This is a genomic window from Streptomyces sp. NPDC003327, from assembly GCF_053589515.1.
In genome coordinates, this window is the sequence record NZ_JBSFSA010000012.1 from 110,459 (window position 1) to 132,952 (window position 22,494).

At 70.9% G+C, this 22,494-nt stretch carries 24 protein-coding genes, 1 tRNA gene and 1 riboswitch; of the genes, 15 read left to right on the plus strand and 10 right to left on the minus strand.

What is annotated here, in order from left to right:
• Positions 1-3 precede the first annotated feature (3 nt).
• Positions 4-528, minus strand: coding sequence for a type II toxin-antitoxin system PemK/MazF family toxin (locus ACWDVG_RS13925; protein ID WP_451699354.1), 525 nt, complete (start codon positions 526-528; stop codon positions 4-6).
• Between the two features lie 205 nt (positions 529-733).
• On the opposite strand from ACWDVG_RS13925, the gene ACWDVG_RS13930 reads away from it, so the two are divergent.
• Positions 734-1,486: an MBL fold metallo-hydrolase gene (locus ACWDVG_RS13930; RefSeq protein WP_451699355.1), complete on the plus strand. Its 753-nt coding sequence runs from the start codon at positions 734-736 to the stop codon at positions 1,484-1,486.
• Positions 1,487-1,551: 65 nt separating this feature from the next.
• Here the strand turns inward: ACWDVG_RS13930 and ACWDVG_RS13935 are convergent, their stop codons facing one another.
• Complete coding sequence (locus ACWDVG_RS13935) at positions 1,552-2,802, minus strand: PTS transporter subunit EIIC (RefSeq protein ID WP_451699356.1); 1,251 nt, start codon at positions 2,800-2,802, stop codon at positions 1,552-1,554.
• A 271-nt stretch (positions 2,803-3,073) separates the two neighbouring features.
• On the minus strand, positions 3,074-4,339 hold the full coding sequence (locus ACWDVG_RS13940) for a PTS transporter subunit EIIC (RefSeq protein WP_451699357.1): 1,266 nt from the start codon (positions 4,337-4,339) through the stop codon (positions 3,074-3,076).
• Positions 4,340-4,580: 241 nt separating this feature from the next.
• Here ACWDVG_RS13940 and ACWDVG_RS13945 point away from each other — a divergent pair, with 241 nt between their 5' ends.
• From ACWDVG_RS13945 to rdgB, 4 genes are all read left to right on the plus strand, one after another.
• Entirely contained in the window at positions 4,581-4,814 is a 234-nt protein-coding gene (locus ACWDVG_RS13945; RefSeq protein WP_451699358.1) for a glucose PTS transporter subunit EIIB, read from the plus strand.
• Between the two features lie 93 nt (positions 4,815-4,907).
• On the plus strand, positions 4,908-5,639 hold the full coding sequence (gene rph, locus ACWDVG_RS13950) for a ribonuclease PH (protein WP_451699359.1): 732 nt from the start codon (positions 4,908-4,910) through the stop codon (positions 5,637-5,639).
• Between the two features lie 107 nt (positions 5,640-5,746).
• Positions 5,747-6,127, plus strand: coding sequence for a hypothetical protein (locus tag ACWDVG_RS13955; RefSeq protein ID WP_451699360.1), 381 nt, complete (start codon positions 5,747-5,749; stop codon positions 6,125-6,127).
• A 7-nt stretch (positions 6,128-6,134) separates the two neighbouring features.
• The gene (gene rdgB / locus ACWDVG_RS13960) at positions 6,135-6,737 is read left to right on the plus strand and encodes an RdgB/HAM1 family non-canonical purine NTP pyrophosphatase (RefSeq protein ID WP_451699361.1); all 603 of its coding nucleotides are present in this window, start codon (positions 6,135-6,137) and stop codon (positions 6,735-6,737) included.
• Positions 6,738-6,785: 48 nt separating this feature from the next.
• Here the strand turns inward: rdgB and ACWDVG_RS13965 are convergent.
• Positions 6,786-6,868: transfer RNA gene (locus ACWDVG_RS13965), tRNA-Leu, on the minus strand.
• Positions 6,869-6,964: 96 nt separating this feature from the next.
• On the minus strand, positions 6,965-7,432 hold the full coding sequence (gene bcp / locus ACWDVG_RS13970) for a thioredoxin-dependent thiol peroxidase (protein ID WP_451699362.1): 468 nt from the start codon (positions 7,430-7,432) through the stop codon (positions 6,965-6,967).
• A 122-nt stretch (positions 7,433-7,554) separates the two neighbouring features.
• Between bcp and ACWDVG_RS13975 the strand changes: the two genes are divergently transcribed.
• The 3 genes from ACWDVG_RS13975 (at position 7,555) to ACWDVG_RS13985 (ending at position 8,743) form a co-directional block, all read left to right on the plus strand.
• A complete protein-coding gene (locus ACWDVG_RS13975) occupies positions 7,555-7,875 on the plus strand; it encodes a DUF3618 domain-containing protein (RefSeq protein ID WP_451699363.1) in 321 nt (106 codons plus the stop codon).
• Positions 7,876-7,921: 46 nt separating this feature from the next.
• Entirely contained in the window at positions 7,922-8,257 is a 336-nt protein-coding gene (locus tag ACWDVG_RS13980) for a GroES family chaperonin (protein ID WP_451699364.1), read from the plus strand.
• Between the two features lie 63 nt (positions 8,258-8,320).
• Positions 8,321-8,390, plus strand: a riboswitch (guanidine-III (ykkC-III) riboswitch).
• A 32-nt stretch (positions 8,391-8,422) separates the two neighbouring features.
• Positions 8,423-8,743, plus strand: coding sequence for a DMT family transporter (locus ACWDVG_RS13985; protein WP_451699365.1), 321 nt, complete (start codon positions 8,423-8,425; stop codon positions 8,741-8,743).
• On the opposite strand, the gene ACWDVG_RS13990 is transcribed toward ACWDVG_RS13985, so the two are convergent.
• A complete protein-coding gene (locus ACWDVG_RS13990; RefSeq protein ID WP_451699366.1) occupies positions 8,737-10,968 on the minus strand; it encodes a transglycosylase domain-containing protein in 2,232 nt (743 codons plus the stop codon). The genes ACWDVG_RS13985 and ACWDVG_RS13990 overlap by 7 nt on opposite strands.
• Before the next feature lie 201 nt (positions 10,969-11,169).
• Here ACWDVG_RS13990 and ACWDVG_RS13995 point away from each other — a divergent pair, with 201 nt between their 5' ends.
• From ACWDVG_RS13995 to ACWDVG_RS14010, 4 genes are all read left to right on the plus strand, one after another.
• A complete protein-coding gene (locus tag ACWDVG_RS13995) occupies positions 11,170-11,970 on the plus strand; it encodes an ABC transporter permease (protein WP_451699408.1) in 801 nt (266 codons plus the stop codon).
• Positions 11,971-12,115: 145 nt separating this feature from the next.
• Positions 12,116-12,892: an ABC transporter permease gene (locus tag ACWDVG_RS14000; RefSeq protein WP_451699409.1), complete on the plus strand. Its 777-nt coding sequence runs from the start codon at positions 12,116-12,118 to the stop codon at positions 12,890-12,892.
• Between the two features lie 5 nt (positions 12,893-12,897).
• Positions 12,898-13,908, plus strand: coding sequence for an ABC transporter ATP-binding protein (locus ACWDVG_RS14005; RefSeq protein WP_451699367.1), 1,011 nt, complete (start codon positions 12,898-12,900; stop codon positions 13,906-13,908).
• 13 nt (positions 13,909-13,921) lie between these two features.
• Complete coding sequence (locus tag ACWDVG_RS14010) at positions 13,922-15,190, plus strand: DUF445 domain-containing protein (protein ID WP_451699369.1); 1,269 nt, start codon at positions 13,922-13,924, stop codon at positions 15,188-15,190.
• Between the two features lie 79 nt (positions 15,191-15,269).
• Here the strand turns inward: ACWDVG_RS14010 and ACWDVG_RS14015 are convergent, their stop codons facing one another.
• Both ACWDVG_RS14015 and ACWDVG_RS14020 read right to left on the minus strand, forming a co-directional pair.
• A complete protein-coding gene (locus ACWDVG_RS14015) occupies positions 15,270-15,572 on the minus strand; it encodes a hypothetical protein (protein ID WP_451699370.1) in 303 nt (100 codons plus the stop codon).
• A 92-nt stretch (positions 15,573-15,664) separates the two neighbouring features.
• The gene (locus ACWDVG_RS14020) at positions 15,665-15,829 is read right to left on the minus strand and encodes a hypothetical protein (RefSeq protein WP_451699371.1); all 165 of its coding nucleotides are present in this window, start codon (positions 15,827-15,829) and stop codon (positions 15,665-15,667) included.
• A 387-nt stretch (positions 15,830-16,216) separates the two neighbouring features.
• Here ACWDVG_RS14020 and ACWDVG_RS14025 point away from each other — a divergent pair, with 387 nt between their 5' ends.
• Genes ACWDVG_RS14025 through ACWDVG_RS14035 form a run of 3 tightly spaced genes read left to right on the plus strand, consistent with a single transcriptional unit; the run spans position 16,217 to position 20,120 of the window.
• Positions 16,217-18,292, plus strand: coding sequence for a helix-turn-helix transcriptional regulator (locus ACWDVG_RS14025; protein WP_451699372.1), 2,076 nt, complete (start codon positions 16,217-16,219; stop codon positions 18,290-18,292).
• Entirely contained in the window at positions 18,289-19,254 is a 966-nt protein-coding gene (locus tag ACWDVG_RS14030; protein ID WP_451699374.1) for a hypothetical protein, read from the plus strand. The genes ACWDVG_RS14025 and ACWDVG_RS14030 overlap by 4 nt, the downstream gene beginning before the upstream one ends.
• Positions 19,251-20,120 carry a DUF6339 family protein gene (locus ACWDVG_RS14035; RefSeq protein WP_451699375.1) on the plus strand — a complete coding sequence of 290 codons (870 nt, stop codon included), beginning with the start codon at positions 19,251-19,253 and terminating at the stop codon, positions 20,118-20,120. The genes ACWDVG_RS14030 and ACWDVG_RS14035 overlap by 4 nt, the downstream gene beginning before the upstream one ends.
• Positions 20,121-20,136: 16 nt before the next feature.
• Here ACWDVG_RS14035 and ACWDVG_RS14040 read toward each other — a convergent pair whose 3' ends face one another.
• Both ACWDVG_RS14040 and ACWDVG_RS14045 read right to left on the minus strand, forming a co-directional pair.
• Positions 20,137-21,390, minus strand: a complete 1,254-nt coding sequence (locus ACWDVG_RS14040; protein WP_451699376.1) for a DNA cytosine methyltransferase — start codon at positions 21,388-21,390, stop codon at positions 20,137-20,139.
• Positions 21,391-21,435: 45 nt separating this feature from the next.
• Positions 21,436-22,473: a DNA cytosine methyltransferase gene (locus ACWDVG_RS14045; protein ID WP_451699377.1), complete on the minus strand. Its 1,038-nt coding sequence runs from the start codon at positions 22,471-22,473 to the stop codon at positions 21,436-21,438.
• Positions 22,474-22,494: the final 21 nt, after the last annotated feature.

Genomic DNA, 22,494 nt, shown 5'->3' on the forward strand with positions numbered 1-22,494 from the left:
TCCCTACCCCGCGAGATGGCGGACCCGGTCCCACACGACCGGGTCCGCCGTTCCCGCTCTGCGGCGGAACTCCACCACCGGCACGTCCCGCAGCTCGTCCGTCTCCAGGAAGCTCGGCCGCCCCTGCGCGTCGCCCACCGCCCCCGGAGGCAGCGCGATCACCCCGGGCCGCTCGGCGTGGTACCTGCTGGTGATCTTCGCGACGCGCGCGCGGTCCCCCCGTACCGACAGGACCAGACACGGCCGGTCCTTCGAACCCGGCCCGTCCTCGAAGGGCACGTCCGCCCACCAGATCTCACCCGGCCGCGGCAGCCGGCCCGGTGGTGACGCCGGAGCCCTCCGCGGACCCGCCGGAGCACGCGGCGGGCGGCCGGGCGGCCGCGTCCGCCCCTCCGGACCCCGCCCCTCCGGACCCCGCCCCCCGGGCCGCCGCGGCCCCCGGGACGCGCGCTTCCGCCCGTCGGCGAGCGCCACCACCAGCGCGATCACCACCACCCCGGCCAACGCGGGCCACCACGACGTGTCCATACCTCATGACGGTACCGGCCGACGGCCCACTCCGCCGTGGCGCTCCGCCATCCATCCGAACCGGTGACAGAGCCCGTGAGTTCGCCCACAACGGGCCGTCACGAAGGAGCTACGGACCCCCGTGCGCCTTACGCTCGACAGACCGCACAGCCTCCCCTCCCCGCAGCGCGTCATTTCCGCACCCGTCCACGGAGGTTCACGCTCCATGAAGCTCACCGTCGTCGGCTGCTCCGGGTCGTTCCCGTCCGCGGACTCGGCCTGTTCGAGCTACCTCGTCGAGGCCGACGGCTTCCGGCTGCTCCTCGACATGGGCAACGGCGCCCTGGGCGAGCTGCAGCGCCACATCGGTCTGTACGACCTGGACGCGATCTTCCTCAGCCACCTCCACGCCGACCACTGCATCGACATGTGCGGCTACTTCGTGGCCCGCTACTACCGGCACGAGGGCGGACGCTGCGACGCGCTCCCCGTCTACGCCCCCGAGGGCGCCGAGCACCGGCTGACCACGGCGTACGCGGACACGCCCTCGCCCACCGCGATGAGCGAGGTCTTCGACTTCCGCACGCTGAAGCCGGGCTCCTTCGAGCTCGGCCCCTTCTCGGTCCGTACGGAGAAGGTCACCCATCCGGTCGACGCGTACGGCATCCGGATCGAGCACGGCGGCCGTTCGATGGCGTACTCCGGGGACACCGGGGTCTGCGACGCGCTCCACGACCTGGCCGACGGCGTCGACCTCTTCCTCTGCGAGGCCTCCTTCACCCACGGCAAGGAGGACGTCCCCGAACTCCACCTCAACGGCCGGGAGGCGGGCGCGCACGCGAGCCGCGCCGGGGTCGGCCGGCTCGTCCTCACCCACATCCCGCCGTGGACGGACGGGGAGCGGAACCTGGCGGACGCCCGCGCGGTCTACCGGGGCCCGGCGGAGCTGGCCCGGCCGGGCGCGGTCTACGAGGTCTGAGCACGGACGGGGAAGGCCCCGGAACCTGGACGGTTCCGGGGCCTTCTCGCGCGTACGGGCGAGGCTCACGCCTTGGTGAGGTCCTCGACCTCCTCCTCGGGCTCGCGGCCCGGGGTCGGCAGGTTGAACTTGGTGATCGCGAAGCGGAAGACCGCGTAGTAGACCGCCGCGAAGACGAGACCGATCGGGATGATCAGCCACGGCTTGGTCGCCAGGTTCCAGTTGAGCAGGTAGTCGATGCCGCCCGCGGAGAAGGTGAAGCCGGCGTGGACGCCGAAGGCCCAGGTGACGGCCATCGAGACGGCGGTCAGGACCGCGTGGATCGCGTACAGGACCGGCGCGATGAACATGAAGGTGAACTCGATCGGCTCCGTGATGCCGGTGACGAAGGAGGTCAGCGCGAGGGAGATCATCATGCCCATGACGGCCTTGCGGCGCTCCGGGCGGGCGGAGTGCGCGATGGCGATCGCGGCGGCCGGGAGGCCGAACATCATGATCGGGAAGAAGCCCGACATGAAGATTCCGGCGCTCGGGTCACCGGCGAAGAACCGGTTCAGGTCACCGTGGACGACCTCGCCCGCGGCGTTGGTGAAGTCGCCGATCTGGAACCACGAGACGGTGTTCACGAACTGGTGCATGCCGACCGGGATCAGCGCGCGGTTGATGAGACCGAAGAGACCGGCGCCACCGGCACCGAGGCCGGTCATCCACTCGCCGAAGCTGGAGATGCCCTCGCCGATCGGCTCCCAGACCAGGCCGAAGACGACGCCGACGGCGGTGCCGACGAAGGCCATGATGATCGGGACGAGCCGGCGGCCGTTGAAGAAGCCCAGCCAGTCCACCAGCTTGGTGCGGTGGAACCTCTGCCACAGGACGGCGGAGAGCAGACCCATCAGGATGCCGCCGAGGACACCCGGGTTGTTGTACTTGGCGGCGACGTCCGCGCCGGCCTGGATCTGCGCCTCGGCGACGGGGAACGCCTTCAGCACGTTGCTGTAGACCAGGAAGCCGACGAGCGCGGCCAGCGCGGTGGAGCCGTCCGCCTTCTTGGCGAAGCCGATGGCGACGCCGATGCAGAAGAGCAGGGGAAGGTTGTCGAAGATCGCGCCACCCGCGGTGGCGAACACTGCCGTGACCTTGTCGGGCAGGCTGAGCTTCTCCTGGACGTCGGGCTGGCCGAGACGGAGCAAGATACCCGCGGCCGGCAGCACGGCGATCGGCAGCTGCAGGCTGCGACCGACCTTCTGCAGGCCCTGGAACAGGCCGGATCCGCGCTTCTTCGCGGGAGCGGCGGCCTGGGCGGTGGCCGTACTCATCAACTTCCTCCAGTAAGGCAAGGCGCCGCCAGAGGACAGTGAAAGGGGGTGACGGCGGCGTCTCGTGGAACGCGGTGGTCTGGACCGCGTGGTCTACACCAATGAGTGGTGTAGACCAGTTGTAGCACGTGAGACTTAGATAAGGAACCTGTGAATTCTGTGGACTCAGCCATAGGCCCGTGGGGGCGACGAAAGGCCCCCGGACGGTCAGGTCCAGGGGCCTCGGGGAAGGGGTCTCACGGCTCGGCGGGTCTCACGGCTCGGCGGGGTCTCACGGCTTGGTGGCGTCCCGGTCCAGCTCCTCGCCCACCTCCAGGGGCTCGCGCCCCGGCGTCGGGATGTCGAACTTCGTGATCACCAGCCGGAACAGCACGTAGTACACGACCGCGAACCCCAGACCGATCGGAATGATCAGCCACGGCTTGGTGTCGAGGTGCCAGTTCACGACGTAGTCGATCAGGCCCGCCGAGAAGCTGAAGCCCGCGTGCACCCCCAGCGCCCAGGTGATCGCCATCGAGGCACCCGTCAGCAGCGCGTGCAGACCGTAGAGCAGCGGCGCCGCGAACATGAAGGAGAACTCCAGCGGCTCCGTCACGCCCGTCACGAACGAGGTGAGGCCCACCGAGATCATCAGGCCCGTCACCTCCTTGCGGCGCTCCGGCCGCGCGCAGTGCGCGATCGCCAGGGCCGCCGCCGGCAGACCGAACATCATGATCGGGAAGAAGCCCGACATGAACTGGCCGGCCGTCGGGTCACCCGCGAAGAACCGCGTCAGGTCACCCTGCACCGTCGTGCCGTCCGCCTCCGTGTACTCACCCGCCTGGAACCAGAAGAAGGTGTTCAGGAACTGGTGCATGCCGATCGGGATGAGCAGCCGGTTCGCGATGCCGAAGATGGCCGCGCCCCACGCGCCGAGATCGATCAGCTGCTTGGCGAACCACGTCAGACCGTCACCGACCGGCTCCCACAGCAGCCCGAACAGCACGCCCAGCACCACGCACAGGAACGCCATCATGATCGGCACGAGTCGGCGGCCGTTGAAGAACCCCAGCCAGTCCACCAGCTTGGTGCGGTGGAACCGCTGCCAGATGACGGCCGTCAGCAGACCGATGATGATGCCGCCGAGCACCCCGGGGTTCTGCGCCACCCCGTCCGGGACCTCCTCCGTCACCGTCCCCTCGCGCGGGAACGCCTTCAGTACGTTGAAGTAGACGAGGAAGCCGACGACCGCGGCCAACGCCGTGGAGCCGTCCGCCTTCTTCGCGAAGCCGATCGCCACGCCGATGCAGAAGAGGAGCGGCAGCCCGAAGGCCCCGTCCAGGATCGCCGTGCCGCCCAGGAGCAGGACCTTGGTGACCTTCTCCCAGAAGTCCCCGTGCAGATAGGCGTCGAAGAGGTTGCCGAGGCTGACCAGGAGACCCGCCGCCGGCAGCACGGCCACCGGGAGCTGCAGGCTGCGGCCCACCTTCTGGAGGCCTTGGAAGAGGCTGCTCCGCCAGTTCTTCCCGCTCGCGGCGGTGGCGCTTGCGGCGCTCATCGGCGTCCTCCCTCTCCCGGCCCCGGAACACGCGGGGCCCGCGTCACGTTGCACACTGGTGTAGACCAGTTGCGGTAGGCTCCGGGAGCCCGCAGGGGACAGGCCGCCGGTGATCGTCATCATTCGGCAGAACGGCTGCACTCGCTCGCGAAGTTGGGCCAACCGTGGGTTAACGTGACGAAGCGGACCACCGGTGCGCCCAGACTCACGTTCTTCGGACGGAACGGACAGGGAGAAACACATGGCCAGCAAGGCTGAGAAGATCGTCGCCGGGCTCGGCGGCATCGAGAACATCGAAGAGGTCGAGGGCTGCATCACCCGCCTCCGTACCGAGGTGAACGACGCCGGCCTCGTCGACGAGGCCGCCCTCAAGGCCGCCGGCGCCCACGGTGTCGTCAAGATGGGCACGGCCATCCAGGTCGTCATCGGCACCGACGCCGACCCCATCGCCGCCGAGATCGAAGACATGATGTGAGCCGCTGACCCGCGTCGGCAGGGCCCGTTCCGGCAGGGGAACGGGCCCTTCCGCGCGTCCGGCCCCTCCCTCCCGTACGGCTACGCTCCTCCCATGTCTCGCATCGACGGCCGTACCCCCGAACAGCTCCGCCCCGTCACCATCGAACGCGGCTGGAGCAAGCACGCCGAGGGCTCCGTCCTCATCTCCTTCGGCGACACCAAGGTCTTCTGCACCGCCTCCGTCACCGAGGGCGTCCCCCGCTGGCGCAAGGGCAGCGGCGAGGGCTGGGTCACCGGCGAATACTCCATGCTGCCCCGCTCCACCAACACCCGCGGCGACCGCGAGTCCGTCCGCGGCAAGATCGGCGGCCGCACCCACGAGATCTCCCGGCTCATCGGCCGCTCGCTCCGCGCCGTCATCGACTACAAGGCACTCGGCGAGAACACGATCGTCCTCGACTGCGACGTCCTCCAGGCCGACGGCGGCACCCGCACCGCCGCCATCACCGGCGCGTACGTCGCCCTCGCCGACGCCATCTCCTGGGCCCAGGCCAAGAAGCTCGTCAAGCCCGGCCGCAAGCCGCTCACCGGCACCGTCTCCGCCGTCTCCGTCGGCATCGTCGGCGGCGTCCCCCTCCTCGACCTCTGCTACGAGGAGGACGTCCGCGCCGACACCGACATGAACGTCGTCTGCACCGGCGACGGCCGCTTCGTCGAGGTCCAGGGCACCGCCGAGGCCGAGCCCTTCGACCGGGCCGAGCTCGACGCCCTCCTCGACCTCGCCTCCGCCGGCTGCGCCGACCTGGCAGAACTCCAGCGCAAGGCCCTCGACGCAACCCTCTGAGGCCCCCGCGGCGTCATGAAGGACAACGGGCGCACGGACGCGTACCGGTGACAGACCGATACGATCCGTGCGCCCGCACGACGTCACGTACAGGGGGAGGACCCGCCTTGAAGCGCCGAATAGCTCTGGCGGTGGCCACGGCCGCCGCGCTCACCACCGTCCTCAGCGGCTGTGGGGCCCTCGACAAGGCCATGGACTGCGTCAAGACCGCCGATGCCATCGCCACCTCGGTGAGCAAGCTCCAGCAGGCCGTCTCCAACGCCTCCAACGACGTGACCCAGATCGAGGAGTCCCTCAACTCCATCTCCACCGAGCTCGGCAACCTCAGGAACACCACCGACAACGCCGACCTCTCCAAGGCCGTCGACGACCTCACCAAGGGCGTCGAGTCCGTCCGCACCGCCGTCAAGAACGGCGAGACCAATCCGGACATCACCCCCGTCACCGACGCGGCCACCGAGATCGGCAAGGTCTGCACTCCCGGATAATCGGGGCATGACCCGTCTGATCCTCGCCACCCGCAACGCGGGCAAGATCACCGAACTCCACGCGATCCTCGCCGACGCCGGGCTCGACCTCGAACTCGTCGGCGCGGACGCGTACCCCGACGTCCCCGACGTCAAGGAAACCGGCGTCACCTTCGCCGAGAACGCCCTCCTCAAGGCCCACGCCCTCGCCCGCGCCACCGGCCTCCCCGCCGTCGCCGACGACTCCGGCCTCTGCGTCGACGTCCTCGGCGGCGCCCCCGGCATCTTCTCCGCCCGCTGGGCCGGCACCCACGGCGACGACCGCGCCAACCTCGACCTGCTCCTGGCCCAGCTCTCCGACATCGACGCCCCCCACCGCGCCGCCCACTTCGCCTGCGCCGCGGCCCTCGCCCTCCCCGACGGCACGGAACGCGTGGTCGAAGGCCGCCTGGAGGGCACCCTGCGCCACACCCCCACCGGCACGAACGGCTTCGGCTACGACCCGATCCTCCAGCCCGTCGGCCTCGACGTGACCTGCGCGGAACTGACCCCGGCCGAGAAGAACGCGATCAGCCACCGCGGCAAGGCCTTCCGCGCCCTGGCCCCGGTGGTCCGGGACCTCCTGGGCTGAACGGAAACCGGAAGGGCGCCCCGCCCCGCGGCGGTGCGCCCTTCACTGTGCGGCCGGAGGGATTCGAACCCTCACGGGATTTCTCCCACTGGGACCTAAACCCAGCGTGACTGCCGTTCCACCACGGCCGCCGACCGCCTGTCATCGTAGCGGCAGGCCGCGGTCCGGGGGCAGATCAGTCCTGGCCGTCCGGCGCTCCCGGGCGGCCGAGGCGGCCGGAGGCGGGGTCAGAGGCCCAGGTCGCGGATGATCTTGGCGACGTGGCCCGTGGCCTTGACGTTGTAGAGGGCGCGTTCGACCTTGCCGTCCTCGTCGACGACGACCGTCGAGCGGATCACGCCCGTCACCGTCTTGCCGTACAGCTTCTTCTCGCCGAATGCGCCGTACGCCTCCAGGACCGTCTTGTCCGGGTCGCCGACCAGCGTGACCTTCAGGTTCTCCTTGTCGCGGAACTTGGCCAGCTTCTCCGGCTTGTCGGGCGACACGCCGATGACGTCGTAGCCCGCGCCGGCGAGGAGGTCGAGGTTGTCGGTGAAGTCGCACGCCTGCTTGGTGCAACCCGGGGTGAGGGCGGCGGGGTAGAAGTAGACGATGACCTTGCGGCCCTTGTGGTCCGCGAGGGAGACCTCGTTGCCGTCCGCGTCGGGAAGGGTGAAGGCGGGGGCGGTGTCGCCGGGCTGCAGTCGCTCGCTCATGGCTCTCCTCGGGAAAGTTCGCGTACGCCTCCAGAGCCTAATGGGGGTCGGGGACGACCCATCGGCGGCGGAACTGACAGACTGTCCATCAACGACCGGATCACGACTACGGAGGCAGCGCGGTGTCGGACGCCAGGACCCCTGCGCAGATCGAGGCGGACATCGTCCGCCGGCGCGAGCAGCTCGCCGTCACGCTCGACGAGATCGGCATTCGGGTGCACCCGAAGACGATCATCGGGGACGCGAAGGCCAAGGTCGCATCGGCGGTCGACCAGACCGCGGGGCGCGCCTTCGTCGCCGTCAACCGCGTCGTGTCGGACGTGAAGGCACGTTTCACCGACGAGGACGGCGCCCCCCGCCTGGAGCGCGTCGTCCCGGTGGCCCTCGTGGCCGTCGCCCTCGTCGGGCTGATCGCCGCCTCCGCCCGCAAGGGCCGGGGATGACCCCTCCCGGCCACGGGCGCCGCGTCCGGCCAGGTAGGTTCGTGCCGTGAGCGAGAACACCCACGACAAGCTGCCCATCCGGATGCTCCACGACCGGGTCCTGGTCCGCACCGACTCCCCGGAGGGGGAGCGGCGTTCGGGCGGCGGCATCCTGATTCCGGCGACCGCCGCCGTCGGCCGCAGGCTGGCCTGGGCCGAGGTCGTCGCGGTCGGCCAGAACGTCCGTACGGTCGAGATCGGCGACCGCGTCCTGTACGACCCCGAGGACCGCGCCGAGGTCGAGGTCCGGGGGGTGGCGTACGTCCTGATGCGCGAGCGCGACCTGCACGCGGTGGCGGCCGACCGGTTCCAGGGCAGCTCCGACACCGGCCTGTACCTGTAGCGGACCGCGAGCGGACCCGCAGAGGACCCGAGGCCCTGGTGACGGCTGTCACCAGGGCCTTTGGCTGTTCCTTGCTAGGCTGGAGACACCCGACGAGACGCGCCGTACCGGGATTCCGCAAAGACGACGCACCCCTGTTGTCCGTCTTGCGGAGGTGTCGTCGTCATGGCCTGGGTTCTTCTGATCGTCGCCGGTCTGCTCGAGGTCGGCTGGTCCATCGGGATGAAGTACACGGACGGTTTCACCCGTCTCTGGCCGAGCGTGTTCACCGCCGCCGGGATCGTGGCCTCGATGGTGCTGCTCTCGCAGGCCGCCAAGACCCTGCCGATCGGTACGGCCTACGGCGTGTGGGTCGGCATCGGCGCGGCCGGTGCGGCGGTGCTCGGCATGGTGGTGCTCGGTGAGCCGGCGACCGCCGCCCGGATCTTCTTCGTCTGTCTGCTGCTGGTCGCCGTCGTGGGACTGAAGGCGACCTCCGGTCACTGACGCTTCGGCTCTGAGGGAGCCGGGGGAGCGGAGGGGGCAGGGGGAGCCGGGGGAGCGGCCGGTCTGCGGGTGATCACCGCGCCGGGGCCGGCCTCGCCCGTCTCGTACTCCTCCCCCCGGGGCCCGTCGGGCGCCTCCGCCGGCCCTGTGCCGTCCGGTCCGTTTGGCCCCCCGTCCGGTACGGGTGGTACGGGCGGTTCCTCCGCTCCCGGCATGACCATGAGGTCGAAGTCGCGGGGAGCGGTCCCGGCGAGCGCCTCGCGGGTGAACCGGGCCCAGATCTCGGCGGGGACGCCGCCCCCGTTGACGCGGGGCAGCCCGAGCGCCCCGTACAGCGGCTTCTGGTGGCCCGTCTCGGGGTCCTGGCCCATGAGGGCGACGACGGTGGCGAGGTCCGGGGTGTAGCCCGCGAACCAGGCCGCCTTGTCGTCCTCGGCCGTGCCCGTCTTGCCGGCCGCCGGGCGTCCCGCGGCCCGCGCCGCCGTGCCCGTACCCGTCTCGACGACGCTCCGCAGGACGGCGGTGGTGGTGTCGGCGGCCTCGCGGGTGACGGCCTGCCGGGGCGGGGCGGTCGGCAGGGGGATGGCCCGGCCGTCGCGGGAGACGGAGTCGACGAGGCCGTACGAGCCGTGCGCCCGGCCGTGCGCGGCGAGCGTCGCGTACGCCCGCGCCATGTCGAGGACGCTGGCGGTGGCGGGTCCGAGGGCGATGGAGGGGGAGGCGGTGAGGTCGGGCGTGCCGCGGGGGACGCCGAGGGCGACGGCGGTGTTCCGGACGCGGTCGGGGCCGACGTCGACGGCCATCTGGGCGTAGACGGCGTTGACGGAGAGGTCGGTCGCGGTGCCGACGGGGATCTCGCCGTAGCTGGCGTCGTCCTCGTTGGCCGGGTCGTAGGGCGCGCCCGTCCAGCCCTCGACGGGGCGCCGGTTGGTGCCGTCGTAGAGGGTGTTCGGGGTGATGGGCTCGCCGTGCTGCGTCCGGGCGCCGCTCTGAACGGCGGCGGTGAGGACGAACGGTTTGAAGGTGGAGCCGACCTGGTAGTCGCGGCGGGTGGCGTTGTTGACGTACTGCCGGGTGTAGTCGATGCCGCCGTAGAGGGCGAGGACGTCTCCGGTGGCGGGGTCGACGGCGGCGGCCCCGACGCGTACGTACTGGTCGACGGGGTTCGTCGCCGGGTCGAGGCGGTCGACGACCAGCTCCTCGACGGCCTGGACGAGGGCGTCCTGGCGGGCTGGGTCGAGGGTGGTGGTGATGCGGAGGCCGCCGGCGGCGAGGGTCTTCTCGTCGACGACGCCGTGGTCGGTGAGGTACTCCTCGACGGCCTGCACGAGGTAGCCGCGCTGGCCGGAGAGGCCGGTGGCGGGGCGGGCGGTCCGCGGGTCGGGGAAGCGGGTGGCGGCGCGCTCGGCGCGGTCGAGCCAGCCCTCGCCGACCATGCCGTCGAGGACGTAGTTCCAGCGGGCGACGGCGGTGGCGCGGTTCTCGGGGTGGGCGGTGACGTCGTAGGCGCTGGGGGCCTTGAGGAGGGCGGCGAGGTAGGCGCCCTCGGCGGTGTCGAGCTGTTCGACGTCCTTGCCGTAGTAGGCGCGGGCGGCGGCCTGGAGGCCGTAGGCGTTGCGGCCGAAGTAGCTGGTGTTGAGGTAGCCCTGGAGGATCTCCTCCTTGCTCTTCTCGCGGCCCAGCCTGAGCGCGATGAAGAACTCCTTCGCCTTGCGGGTGAGGGTCTGTTCCTGTCCCAGGTAGTAGTTCTTGACGTACTGCTGGGTGATGGTGGAGCCGGACTGGCGGCCCTTGCCGGTGACGGTGTTCCAGGCGGCGCGGAGCATGGCCTTGGGGTCGACGGCGCGGGAGGTGTGGAAGTCGCGGTCCTCGGCGGCGAGGACGGCCCTGCGTACGGGGAGGGGGATCTGCTCCAGGCGTACGTTCTCGCGGTTGATCTCGCCGTCGCGGGCGAGCGGGGTGCCGTCCCGGTAGAGGTAGAGGTTGGACTGGGCGACGGCGGTGGCGTTGGCGGGCGGGATCTCGACGAGGAGGTAGCCGGCGACGAGGGCGCCGGTGAGGAGCAGGGCGCCGAGCAGGAGGGTGCCGAGGAGGGCGCGCAGGACGCGGCGGGGGCGGCTGCGGCGCGGGGGCGGCGGAGGGGGCGGGGTGAGGGTGGGGTCCCGCGGCTCCCAGCCCGGACGGGTTGGCCGGGGGGTGTCGCTCGTGGCGGAGGAAGGGGACATGCCACCACATACTGCCCGGAAGGCGGCGAAAGTCCTGAAAGCGACCCGAGGGTGACGGAAAACGGGTCGCGGGAAGGCCCCCCGCCCCCATAGGGTCGTGCGCTTCGCCCTCGTGGCCTTCCCCCGCCCTGGTAGCCGTCCCCCGCCCTCGTGCCCTTCCCCCTTGCCCCCTCGTCTCCTCTTCCCGAAAGGAGCGTCATGCTGCGGCTGTACGCGACGGTGGCCGCGGGCGGCTTCCGGCGCCACGCCACGTACCGGGTCGCCACGGCGGCCGGCGTCTTCACCAACTCCGTCTTCGGCCTGATCCTGTCGTACACGTACATCGCCCTCTGGGACGAACGCCCGCACCTCGGCGGCTACTCGATGGACGACGCCCTCGCCTACGTCTGGATCGGGCAGGCCCTGATCACCGTCTGCGGGCTGATGGGCGGCGGCTTCGAGGACGAGCTGATGGAGCGGATCAGGACCGGCGACATCGCGGTCGACCTCTACCGCCCCGCCGACCTCCAGGCCTGGTGGTGCGCGGCCAACGCCGGCCGGTCGGCCTTCCAGCTCCTCGGCCGCGGCGCCGGACCGCTGCTCGTCGGCGCGCTCGTCTTCGACTTCACGCTGCCCGCCGGGCCCGGCGGCTGGCTCGCCTTCCTGCTCGCCGTGGCGCTCGGCTCGCTGGTCGGCTTCGCCCTCTGGTACCTGGTGGCGATGAGCGCGTTCTGGCTCCTCGACGGCCAGGGCGTGGCCCAGGCCGCCTGGCTGGGCGGCCTGTTCTTCTCCGGGATGCTGCTCCCCCTGAACGTCTTCCCGGGCGCGCTCGGCGAGGTGGCCCGGATCCTGCCGTGGGCCTCGCTGCTCCAGGTGCCGGCGGACGTGTACCTGGGGCGGTACGAGGGCTGGGCGCTGGCGGGGGCGTACGCCTTCCAGGGCTGCTGGGCCCTGGTGCTGCTGGCGGCGGGCCGGGCGGCGCAGTACGCCGCGACGCGGAAGGTGGTGGTGCAGGGTGGCTAGCGAGGCGGCCGTGACCGGAGCGGCGGCGGCGCGCGCGGGTGGCGGGGACGGGGACCGGGACGAGTCGGGTGGCGGCGCGGGCGCGTGGCGTGCGCACGACGGGGAGGCGCCGGACGGTGCCGCGGGCGCGTGGCGTACGTACCGGATGGTGGCGGGCATGTGGATCCGCTCCACGATGGCGTACCGCGCGTCCTTCGCCCTCACCCTCCTCACCAGCTTCTGCGTCACCTTCTTCGACTTCGTCGTCATCCTCCTGATGTTCGGTCAGGTCAGGGGCCTCGGCGGCTTCTCCTTCGCGGAGGTCGCCCTCCTCTACGGCACCGCCGGCACCTCCTTCGGCATCGCCGACCTGACGATGGGCTCGCTCCAGCGGATGGGGAAGCGGGTGCGGGACGGCTCGCTCGACACCTTCCTGCTGCGGCCCGCGCCGCTGCTCGCGCAGGTCGCGGCGGACCGGTTCGCGCTGCGCCGGTTCGGCCGGGTCGCCCAGGGGCTGCTCGTCCTGGTGTGGGGGCTGCTCCTGCTGGACGTGGCCTGGACGCCGCTGAAGGTGCTGCTGCTGCCGGTGACGGTGGTGTGCGGGGCGGTGATCTTCGGCGCGCTGATGGTGCTCGGCGCGTCGGCGCTGTTCTGGCTCCAGGACGCCGCCGAGGTCACCAACTCCTTCACGTACGGCGGGAACACGCTCCTCCAGTACCCGCCGACGATCTTCGCCCAGGAGCTGGTGCGGGGCGTCGTCTACGTCGTACCGCTGGCGTTCGTGAGCTGGCTGCCCGCGCTGTACGTGCTCGGGCGCCCCGCTCCGCCCGGCGTGCCGGACTGGGCCGCCTTCGCGGCGCCGGTCGTCGCGCTCGTCTGCTGCGGGGCGGCCGGTCTCGCCTGGCGGGCCGGCGTCCGTTCGTACCGATCGACAGGAAGCTGAGCCGCATGTCCGTGCCCACCGCGCCCCCCGCCCCCGCACCCTTCATCGAACTGGACGGCCTGGAGAAGACGTTCACGGTCCGCCGGAAGACCGGGCCGTTCCGCCGCGAGAGGAGGGAGGTCAGGGCCGTCGACGGCATCTCCTTCACGGTGGACCGCGGCGAGATGGTCGGCTACATCGGCCCGAACGGCGCCGGGAAGTCGACCACCATCAAGATGCTGACCGGCATCCTCACCCCGAGCGGCGGCCGGCTGCGGGTCGCGGGCATCGACCCGGCGCGCGAGCGGACGCGCCTCGCCCAGCGCATCGGCGTGGTCTTCGGCCAGCGGACGACGCTCTGGTGGGACCTGCCGCTGCGGGACTCGTACCGGCTCGTGCACCGCATGTACCGCATCCCGGACGCCCGCTACCGGGAGAACCTCGACCGCTGCGTGGAGCTCCTTGACCTCGGCGACCTGCTCGACGTGCCCGTACGGCAGCTCTCCCTCGGCCAGCGGATGCGCGGCGACATCGCGGCGGCCCTGCTGCACGACCCCGAGGTGCTGTACCTGGACGAGCCGACGATCGGCCTGGACGTCGTGTCGAAGGCGCGGGTCCGGGAGTTCCTGCGGGAGCTGAACGCCACGCGCGGCACCACGGTGCTGCTGACCACGCACGACCTGACCGACATCGAGCAGCTGTGCTCGCGGGTGATGGTGATCGACCACGGGCGCCTGATGTACGACGGGCACCTCCCCGGCCTGCACGAGGCGGGCGACGGCGAACGGCTCCTCGTCGTCGACCTGGCGAGGGAGCTCCCGCCGATCACCGACGTGCCGGGGGCCCGCTTCGTACGGGCCGAGGGGCCGCGCCAGTGGCTCGCCTTCCCGGCATCCGCGTCGGCGGCGCCGCTGGTGTCGGCGGTGGCCGCGGCCTATCCCCTCGTCGACCTCTCGGTGCGGGAACCGGACATCGAGACCGTGATCGCGAAGATGTACGGGGGAACTCGGGACGAGCGCCGGGAGTCCTTGATGTGAGGAGGTGGGCGGGATGGTGAGTTTCTCGTACACGGCGGCCGACGAGGAGAAGAGCCGCGGCGTGCGCCGGATGAAGGCGCTGGCCACGGGTCTGCTGGCGCTGGTCGCGGTCGTGTACGCCCTGGCGACCTGGGCCGAGAACGCGGGCGCGGGCGCCTGGGCGGGCTACGTCGCCGCGGCGGCGGAGGCCGGCATGGTGGGCGCGCTCGCCGACTGGTTCGCCGTGACGGCGCTCTTCCGGCGCCCACTGGGCCTGCCCGTCCCGCACACGGCGATCATCCCGACGAAGAAGGACCAGCTGGGCGCCTCGCTCGGCTCGTTCGTCGGCGAGAACTTCCTCTCCGCCGACGTCGTACGGGGCAGACTCCGCGCCCTCGGCGTCGGCCGGCGCGTCGGCGCCTGGCTCGCCGACCCCGACCACGCCGACCGGGTCACGTCCGAGCTGTCCACGGCGCTGCGCGGCGCGCTCACCGTCCTGCGCGACGCCGACGTGCAGGCGGTGGTGGGCGAGGCGATCACCCGCCGGGCCGAGTCCGCCGAGATCGCCCCCGGCCTCGGCAAGACCCTGGAGCGGATGGTGACCGACGGCGCCCACCGCAGGGCCGTCGACCTCGTCTGCACCCGCGCCCACGACTGGCTCGTCACCCACGGCGACTCCGTGATGGACGCCGTCCAGGGCGGCGCCCCGGGCTGGACCCCCCGCTTCGTCGACCGCAAGGTGGGCGAGCGCGTCTACCGCGAGCTCCTCCGCTTCGTCACGGAGATGCGGGACATGCCCTCGCACCCGGCGCGCGGCGCCATCGACCGCTTCCTCACCGACTTCGCCGCCGACCTCCAGGCCGACACGGACACCCGGGCCCGGGTGGAGCGCCTCAAGGGCGAGCTCCTCGACCGGCCCGAGGTCCAGGACATCATCGCCTCCGCCTGGTCCTCGGTCCGCTCCTTGATCCTCGCGGCCGCCGACGACGACCGCAGTCAGCTCCGCCTGCGGGCCCGCGCCTCCCTGATCTCCCTGGGCGAGCGCCTCTCCTCGGACGCGCGCCTCCAGGCGAAGGTCGACGGCTGGCTCGAATCGGCGGCCACGCACCTGGTCACGACGTACCGCACGGAGATCACCTCGCTGATCACGGACACGGTCGCCGGCTGGGACGCCACCCAGACCTCCCGCAAGATCGAAGCCAACATCGGCCGCGACCTCCAGTTCATCCGCATCAACGGCACGGTGGTCGGCGCCCTGGCGGGCCTCCTGATCCACACGGTGAGCCACGCGGCGGGGGCGTGAGGGCGACGGTTGCTTGCTAGGTGGGATCGGGCCGCGGGGCGTGCTCGGGCCGCGGGGCCGGCTCCCGGGGCGGGAGGGCTCAGCCCCTGCGCCGGGTGACGACCCAGGAGGCCGCGGCCACCCCGCCGGCCACCGAGAACACGGCGGGCCACGCCCCGATCTTCTTCGCCAGCGGATGGGACCCGGCGAACGCGGCCACATAGGCGGTCCCGAGCCCGGCGGCCGCCTTCCCCCCGCCCACCCGCTGCCACTCCCGAGCGGCCACCCCACCGGCCACGGCGAGCACGACGCCCCCGAGGGGCCGCTTCCCGGTCCACCGGGCCACGGCGTAACCGCCCACGAGACCGGCCGCGGCGACGAGGGGGGAGAGGGGGCGGGGCATGAGGGGGGTCCTTCCGTTCGTGGAGTGGTGGGGTGCTGCCGAGCAGGGGCGGGGGCCCGTCGTCGTCGGCGGACGGGCCCCGCCTTCTTCGCTCAGTCCTCGTCCGACGCCTCGAACTCGAGGCGTCCCCAGTCGTAGCGGCCGTTCTCCGTCTCGATGGAGGCCGAGGCTCCGTGCGGCGTGTGGTTGATGGCGATGGAGGCGGTGCTGTCGGCGGGCACGGACAAGCTGTACTCCACCCTCTTCTTCGCGGCCATTCGCTCGTCCTCTCTGAGCGTCGGAGCGCACCGTGCACCCTTTCTCCGTTTCATGGAAAAAGGGCAAAAGGTGCATTTGGAATTATTGTTGGTGCTCGAACGTTCGGCCGCGAGAACGTCAAGGCGCGGCCCCCGTGGTGTTCCTGTCTGCCGCCACCTGTGCGAGTATCACCTCGCGCGGCGACCCGAAGGGCACCGTCGATCGCACACCTGTCCGCAGCGGCACAGCGTCGATGATCGACACAACGACTCTTGAGGTCAAGCCGTCGGAAAAATTTATGCGGTAAGTCCCTTTTGAGGCCGTCTCGATAGACGGCTTTTTCATTTCCTTGATCGAATGAAACGAACTCCTGTAAGGTCGCCGACGAAGGGGAAAGGGGTGGGTGAGTGTCACAGGATTTCGCCGAGTGGCTCAGCGACGTGCTGCGTCAACGGGAGATGCCGCAGAAGGAGTTGGCTCAACTCGTCGGGGTGACTCCGGCGGCCGTGAACGCATGGGCGCGCGGACGGGCCGTCCCGCGGTACGAGAAGATCCAGGCCGTCGCCTCGGCACTGGGCGTCGCCGTGGAGGACGCCGTCAGCCGCCGGCCGCCGGAGTCCGACCGCGCGGAGCTGGCGTGGGTGTTCCAGAGGGCTCCCGAGGACGGCAGTCGTAGCGGCGGCAACGCGGCCGCGTACGCCTTCTCGGCGAACCTGGACGTCCTGGCCCGGGAGGCGACGCAGAACAGCCTCGACGAACGCTTCGACATGACCCGACCCGTGACCACGCGCTTCGTACTGCACGAGCTGACGGGGGACCACCTCGGCAGGTTCCTCGACGCCCTCCGTTGGCAGGAGATCGAGCGACACCTGCGGCAAGCGGCGGACCCCGGCCAGAAGGCGGGCCGTGTGCTGGCCGACGGGCTCAACGAGTTCGAGCGGACCGGCCGACTCGTCCTGCTGAGGATCGACGACTACAACGCGAACGGCCTTACCGGCCCGGAGTACGGCGACGGGCGATTCGCGCGGGTGGTGCGCCGTACCCTGGACAGCGGCAAGGAAGGGTCTCAGGGCGGCTCCTACGGCCTGGGCAAGGCGGCCCTCTGGTCGGCCAGCCGGTTCGGCCTCGTGCTGGTCAACAGCACGCTGTCCGAGCAGCAGGCCGGGCGCCACGAACGGCGCATGGCGGGCCGGCTCGAGCTGCCGTGGCACGCCTTGGGGGGCGAGGAGTACGCGGGACCGGCATGGCTCGGAGCGCCGGACAAGGAGCGCGGCAACGCGGCGCGGTCCTGGTGGGCCGACCGGGCGACGGCCGAGAGCCTCCACCTCGAGCGCGGCGACAGCGATCCGGGCACCTCGTTCCTGATCGTCGGCGCGTACGACGGATCCGGCGACGCCGAGGACGTCGAGGAGATGCACGACAAGCTCGCCGTCGGTGTGGCGAGGAACTTCTGGGCCTCCATGGTCGGCGGACAGCACAGCGGACCGCTGCTGCGCACCACGGTGGCGTCGTGGCGGAACGGCAAGGTGGTGAAGCCGGAGGAGGCGATCGACCCGCACCGCCACGAACCCGCCAGATCGCGTGCGGTGCAGGCGTTTCTCGACGGCCGCACCTCCTCCGAGCTGACGTCCCGCGAGGACGTGTTGCAGACCTCGGTCCCGCTCGTGCTGCCCGCTCGCAAGGGGCCCGCGGGCGCCTCCGCACCGAAGTCCCACGACGCCGTACTGCTCGTGACGCCGACGGCCGAGGACGAGGAGAAACCCGACCAGATCTCGTTCATGCGCGCCACGCGCATGGTCGTGCGCAGCAAGCGGGTGGGCGATCTTCCGTTGGGACACCGGTCCTTCCAGGCCGTACTGCTCGCCGGCCTGGCCACGGGCAGGGAGACACCGGACGCGCACGCGGCCGAGCAGCTGCTGCGTGCCGCGGAACCGCCGGACCACAACGACTGGGGCGGGACCGAGGACCTCACCGCCACGTACGTCCGCGGCGCACGACAGTGCGTGCTCAACTTCAAGAAGGCCGCCGAGCAGGCCGTTCGTGACCTGCTGCGCGGCCAGGAGGAGGAGAGCGACCCGGACGAGGGCCCCCAGGTCCTCCGTGACCTGTTGACGTTCGAGTCACCGAGGAAGTCCCGGACGCAGAGCTTTCCGGTCGTGCACGCGGTCGAGGGCGACGTGCTGTCGAGCGGGGCGTGGCACGTCCGGGTGACGGTGAAACTGCCGGAGCGGGACGGCGCCTGGATCCTCGCCCCGGCGGCGCGCTTCGTCGTCCGCTCGGGCGGGGGGATTCCCGTCCGGTGGGCGGGGTCGCTGGTGCCCGAGCGCGACTGCGAGCTGACCCGCGAGGGCAATCTGCGGTTCAGGGAGGGGGCGCGACGCGGCGTGTTCAAGGCGGTCACGGACGTGTCCAGTCATCCCGTGGCTGCCGCGATGTCGTGCCTCGAGATAGACGTGCCGAGAGCCAAGGAGAGCGCGGAGTGAAGACGGCATTCCCCTATCGGATTCTCGCGGGGGAGGTGATCCTCACGGCCGACGAGGTGCGCGTGGACAACATTCCGCTCTCCCTGAACCTCGTGTCGGACAAGGAACGGGTGGTCGCCCTGCACGCGATCCGCAGGGACTGGGACGAGATACGCGTCAAGGTGTCCGTCACCGCGGACCCCGAGGAGCTCGGGTCCGGTGTGTGGACGTCTCCGCGTTGTCTGGTCTTCGCCAGGAACAGGGCGACCAACGTACGACACTCCTTCGCCCTGCACTACGAGGGTGCGGGACGCTGGACCGGAGAGGTGGAGCTCCACCGCGGCGACCACGTCGGCCGGACCGAACTCGAAGCCGTCGTCGTCGCCGAGGTCGGAGGGGTCGACGGCCGGTTGATCGGCCGAACCGAGGAGAACTGGAGCGCCGATTTCGAGGCGAAGCAGCCGAAGCGGCAGCGCACTCTCCGCATGCAGTGGAGGGAGTTCGCCGAGGACGCCTTCCTCAAGGAGTTCCGGGACGATCCCTGGCTTCTCGACGCGGAGGCCGGCGAGCCGGTCCTCTACCTCAACGCCTCCCTGGACGGTTTCCGTTCGCTCCTCGAAGGTGGGCAGGGGGTCGAGCACAAACTGGTGCGCGAGGTGATGGCCTCGCAGATCGCCTCCGAGGCGTGGACCTCGCTCTTCAACACGGCTCTCTACGCCGCGGGGACGGAGGACGACGAACTGCAGTGGCCGGGAGGGTGGCAGGAGGAGGTCCTCAGAAGGATGCTCCCGGACTTCTTTCCCGGACTCTCGCCGGAGGAGGCGTTGACCGAGCTCGTCGATCGACGGAGTCGGGGCGAGAACGGGTCGGACCTCCACGCGCGGCTCATGCACTCCGCGTCGATCCACTCGAAGAAGCAGAAGACTGTGGCCGGTGCCGTGCGGGCGTTGGCCCGCGCGGCGGACGGAGGACAGGAGATATGACACCGACGGACGGAGAGGCCGTGCCGTCGCGCATCGGCATGCTGCCCGAGGCCGTCGCCGCGCGGGCGATCACTCCCCGGGTCCTCGAAGGGTACGAGACGCCCTCGTTCGCCCGCCTGCGCGAGAACGTCGAGTATCGGGAGGACGACTCCGCGCGTTGGGACGCGGAGCCCGTCGGTGAGCTGCTGACGGAGGCGCGCCGCCGCTTCGACGGTTCGCCCACGGCGAGCGACGCGTGGTTGGCGCCGAGGCTGCACTACACGCTGAGGCTCACGCGCGCGGAGGCGTCGGACACGCGCGTCTGGAACTTCCTGGGCGTCTGTCTCGCCCCCGAGTTCGTCCGTTGGCGATGGGGCCGTGGCGGAACGGGCCGGGAGGTGGCGCAGGCGGCCCGGTTCGCCGGACGGTGGGACCTCCAGTGCTTCTCCCGGCTGTGGTGGGCGGCCGAGCTGTTCAGGGACGGTGGCAACTACCGCCCGGTGGAACTGGCTTGTGGCAACCAGGACGTTCTCAACACGACGCTGAGGCTGGAGATGGTCCAGCACCGCCCGACGGCGCAGGCTCTTCTGAGGCTTCTGCACAAGGGAGCGGTGCGCACCGGCCGGGACGTGAACGCCGCCGCGGCCGCGGCGAACGCCGCCGGCGCCACCCTCGTCTACGAGGCGCTCGGTCACGACGAACCGCAGGACGCCGAGGCGTTGAGGGAATGGATCGAGGCGGCGGGGGAGGATCCTGTCGCGCAGTTCGAGACGCTGCCGAGCGGCCCGAACGACGGAAGTGTGCCGCACACGGCGGCGGAGACGCTGGCGGCCCGCTTCGGTGAGCTCTTCGCGGACGCGCCGGTGCGTGGAAAGTCCGACCGGTAGGCGCGGAAGCAGCCCCTCAGAAGTTCCGGGCTTCGACCGACAGATGCTCGTGGATCGCCTGGGCCAAGGCCCGGCCCAGGCCGATCGGGACCGCGTTCCCGATCTGGCGCGCGATCTCGATCTTGCTGCCGAACCACTGGAAGTCGGGCGGGAATCCCTGGATCAGGGCGGCTTCGTAGTGGGTGATGGGGCGGTTCTCCACGGGGTGGAGATAGCGCCCCTTCTCCGGCTTGTAGAACTCGGTGCGGATGGTCACGGAGGGGCGCTCGGCATGCATCCGCCCCATCACGTCACCCGATCCGCTGTTGTGCTTGTCCCAGCTGTCGGTGGACAGGTACGTCTTCTTGCCGTCGACCTCGGCCCACTGCTTTCGCAGGTCGTGACGGTTTCCCCCGGGGCCGATGGCCGCGTAGCGGGCGAGGGAGAGGCCGGTGGGTCGCCGTCCCACGTGGAGTTCGGTGGTGAGGTACGGACCGGGAAGCTCGGCCTTGCCGAGGGGGTTGCCGGTCCGGTTCTCCGGGAGTTCGGTCCGCGGTGCCTTCGGGGGAGTGTGGTCGAAGACCGCCTCCCCGACGCCCACCCAGGGCCGAAGGCCGGCATCGTTCTCGCCGAGTGTCGGCTGTCGTGCGTCGGTGTGGCGCGAGTGGGTCGGCAGCGGGTGCGTCAGCGCTGTGTGCAGGTCCTTGCGCGTGGCGATCACGATCGCTCGTCGCCGAGCCTGGGGCACTCCGTAATCGGCCGCGTTCAGCACCTTCGAGGTCAGGGTGTAGTCGGAGAGTTCGCCGCCCTTTTCCGTCGCCTTCTGCAAATCCACGAACTGCTGCGACTTCAGGAAACGGTCGACGTTCTCCAACACGAAGATCTTGGGCTTGATCGTGGTGACGACACGCATGTACTCGCGCCACAGGAGATTGCGCGGGTCATTGCGGTCCGGCTCGAGGTTGTCCTTGTTCAGGCCCGAGAATCCCTGGCAGGGAGGTCCGCCCATGACGACGTCGACCGCGTTCCGATACGGCGTCGGGTCCCATTCGGCGATGTCCGTGTTGGCGACGTGCGAGGAGCCGAAATTGGCCGCGTAGGTCGCTGCCGCAGCCCGGTCGAACTCGACGGCCGCCACGGAACGGAACGGGGAGGAACCGGGGCCGTCCGGCTCGTACGCGCGAAACCCGGCCGAAAAGCCCCCGGCTCCGGAGAAAAGGTCCACCACGGTGATCACCTCGGCAGAGAGCTGTGGGCTCAAGGCTGTTGCGGTCGAGGTGGTGGTGGCCATGGGGCCAGAGTCTACTTCGCCGGCCGTGTGCCTTCGTGCGGACGATCAAGATCCGGTCGAGGTGTTGCCGTGCGCAACGACCTCGTCGCGCGGAGTGCCCGACGAGCGCTCCAGCGCAGTGAGGAGCTGCCGGCCCAGGGCGGCTGCCAGCGGCGGAGGAGTGGCCTGGCTGATCTGGCGATAGGCGGAGGTCTTGAGGCCGTGGAGCTCCCAGTCCGGTGTGAACCCCTGGAGCAGGGCGACCTGGGGCACGGTGATCCTCACGAGACCGTGCTTCGGTTCGGCGGCGAGGTCGAGCCGGAAGTCCGGACCGGGTACGTCGTCCCCGAGGCTTCCCCCGTACACGTGCCTGCGTGCCCAGATCGCCTTCGCCCGGCTCGCACCGAGATCGGCGCCTCCGCGCCCCGTGGCGCCCCCCATGATCAAGGGCGCCGGCCCCGACGCGTGCGCCGCCCATTCGCCGGCTTCGGGCCACCCCTTCGAGGCCATGGACTCGTACAGGGTCTCGCCCAGCGAGGAGCAGGGGACATCACTGGGCGCCGGCCAGGCGAAGTGAGCGAGGTCCGAGGGGTGCATGGCGACGACGAAGCCGTGGGAGCGCAGCTGGGGAACGCCGAAATCCGTGGCCGAAAGTACGCCCCAGACCGACGAGTAACCGAGATCGGCGACGGTCTCCCTGACCATTTCCCGTTCCACCTCGAACTTCGCGGCGCTGTGGAAGGTGGCGATGCACTCGAGGACCAGCACGCGCGGACGCACGTAGGAGGCCATGTCGAGCGTGGCCCGCAGGGTGTCCCGCTTGTCCCGCACGGCCAGCTGCTTGCCGGCGACGCTGTACGGCGAGCGGGGAAGCCCGCAGCTGAGGACGTCCGCCCGGTCCAACTGGTCGTGCTCCACGGGCTCGATCTCGTTGAGGTCGCCCTGGATCACGTACCAGTCGGGCCGATTGTTCCGGAGGGTGGCGCAGCTGTCCGCGTCGATGTCCACGGCCGCGGCGATCCGGAAGCCCGCCCTCTCCAGTCCGAGTGCCTGGCCCCCGGCCCCCGCACACAGTTCGATCACCGTGAAGTCGTGCTTCCGCACGGCCCCTCCCCCATGTCGTCG

Bases quoted from the DNA above. Each gene is read 5' to 3' on its own strand.
- ACWDVG_RS14035 (WP_451699375.1), top strand. From the start codon at position 19,251: ATGACACCGACGGACGGAGAGGCCGTGCCGTCGCGCATCGGCATGCTG.
- rdgB (WP_451699361.1), top strand. From the start codon at position 6,135: ATGACCCGTCTGATCCTCGCCACCCGCAACGCGGGCAAGATCACCGAA.
- rph (WP_451699359.1), top strand. From the start codon at position 4,908: ATGTCTCGCATCGACGGCCGTACCCCCGAACAGCTCCGCCCCGTCACC.
- ACWDVG_RS13985 (WP_451699365.1), top strand. From the start codon at position 8,423: ATGGCCTGGGTTCTTCTGATCGTCGCCGGTCTGCTCGAGGTCGGCTGG.
- ACWDVG_RS13925 (WP_451699354.1), bottom strand. From the start codon at position 528: ATGGACACGTCGTGGTGGCCCGCGTTGGCCGGGGTGGTGGTGATCGCG.
- ACWDVG_RS14000 (WP_451699409.1), top strand. From the start codon at position 12,116: ATGGTGGCGGGCATGTGGATCCGCTCCACGATGGCGTACCGCGCGTCC.
- ACWDVG_RS14040 (WP_451699376.1), bottom strand. From the start codon at position 21,390: ATGGCCACCACCACCTCGACCGCAACAGCCTTGAGCCCACAGCTCTCT.
- ACWDVG_RS14005 (WP_451699367.1), top strand. From the start codon at position 12,898: ATGTCCGTGCCCACCGCGCCCCCCGCCCCCGCACCCTTCATCGAACTG.
- ACWDVG_RS14020 (WP_451699371.1), bottom strand. From the start codon at position 15,829: ATGGCCGCGAAGAAGAGGGTGGAGTACAGCTTGTCCGTGCCCGCCGAC.
- ACWDVG_RS13945 (WP_451699358.1), top strand. From the start codon at position 4,581: ATGGCCAGCAAGGCTGAGAAGATCGTCGCCGGGCTCGGCGGCATCGAG.
- bcp (WP_451699362.1), bottom strand. From the start codon at position 7,432: ATGAGCGAGCGACTGCAGCCCGGCGACACCGCCCCCGCCTTCACCCTT.
- ACWDVG_RS13935 (WP_451699356.1), bottom strand. From the start codon at position 2,802: ATGAGTACGGCCACCGCCCAGGCCGCCGCTCCCGCGAAGAAGCGCGGA.
- ACWDVG_RS14015 (WP_451699370.1), bottom strand. From the start codon at position 15,572: ATGCCCCGCCCCCTCTCCCCCCTCGTCGCCGCGGCCGGTCTCGTGGGC.
- ACWDVG_RS13930 (WP_451699355.1), top strand. From the start codon at position 734: ATGAAGCTCACCGTCGTCGGCTGCTCCGGGTCGTTCCCGTCCGCGGAC.
- ACWDVG_RS14010 (WP_451699369.1), top strand. From the start codon at position 13,922: ATGGTGAGTTTCTCGTACACGGCGGCCGACGAGGAGAAGAGCCGCGGC.
- ACWDVG_RS13940 (WP_451699357.1), bottom strand. From the start codon at position 4,339: ATGAGCGCCGCAAGCGCCACCGCCGCGAGCGGGAAGAACTGGCGGAGC.
- ACWDVG_RS13990 (WP_451699366.1), bottom strand. From the start codon at position 10,968: ATGTCCCCTTCCTCCGCCACGAGCGACACCCCCCGGCCAACCCGTCCG.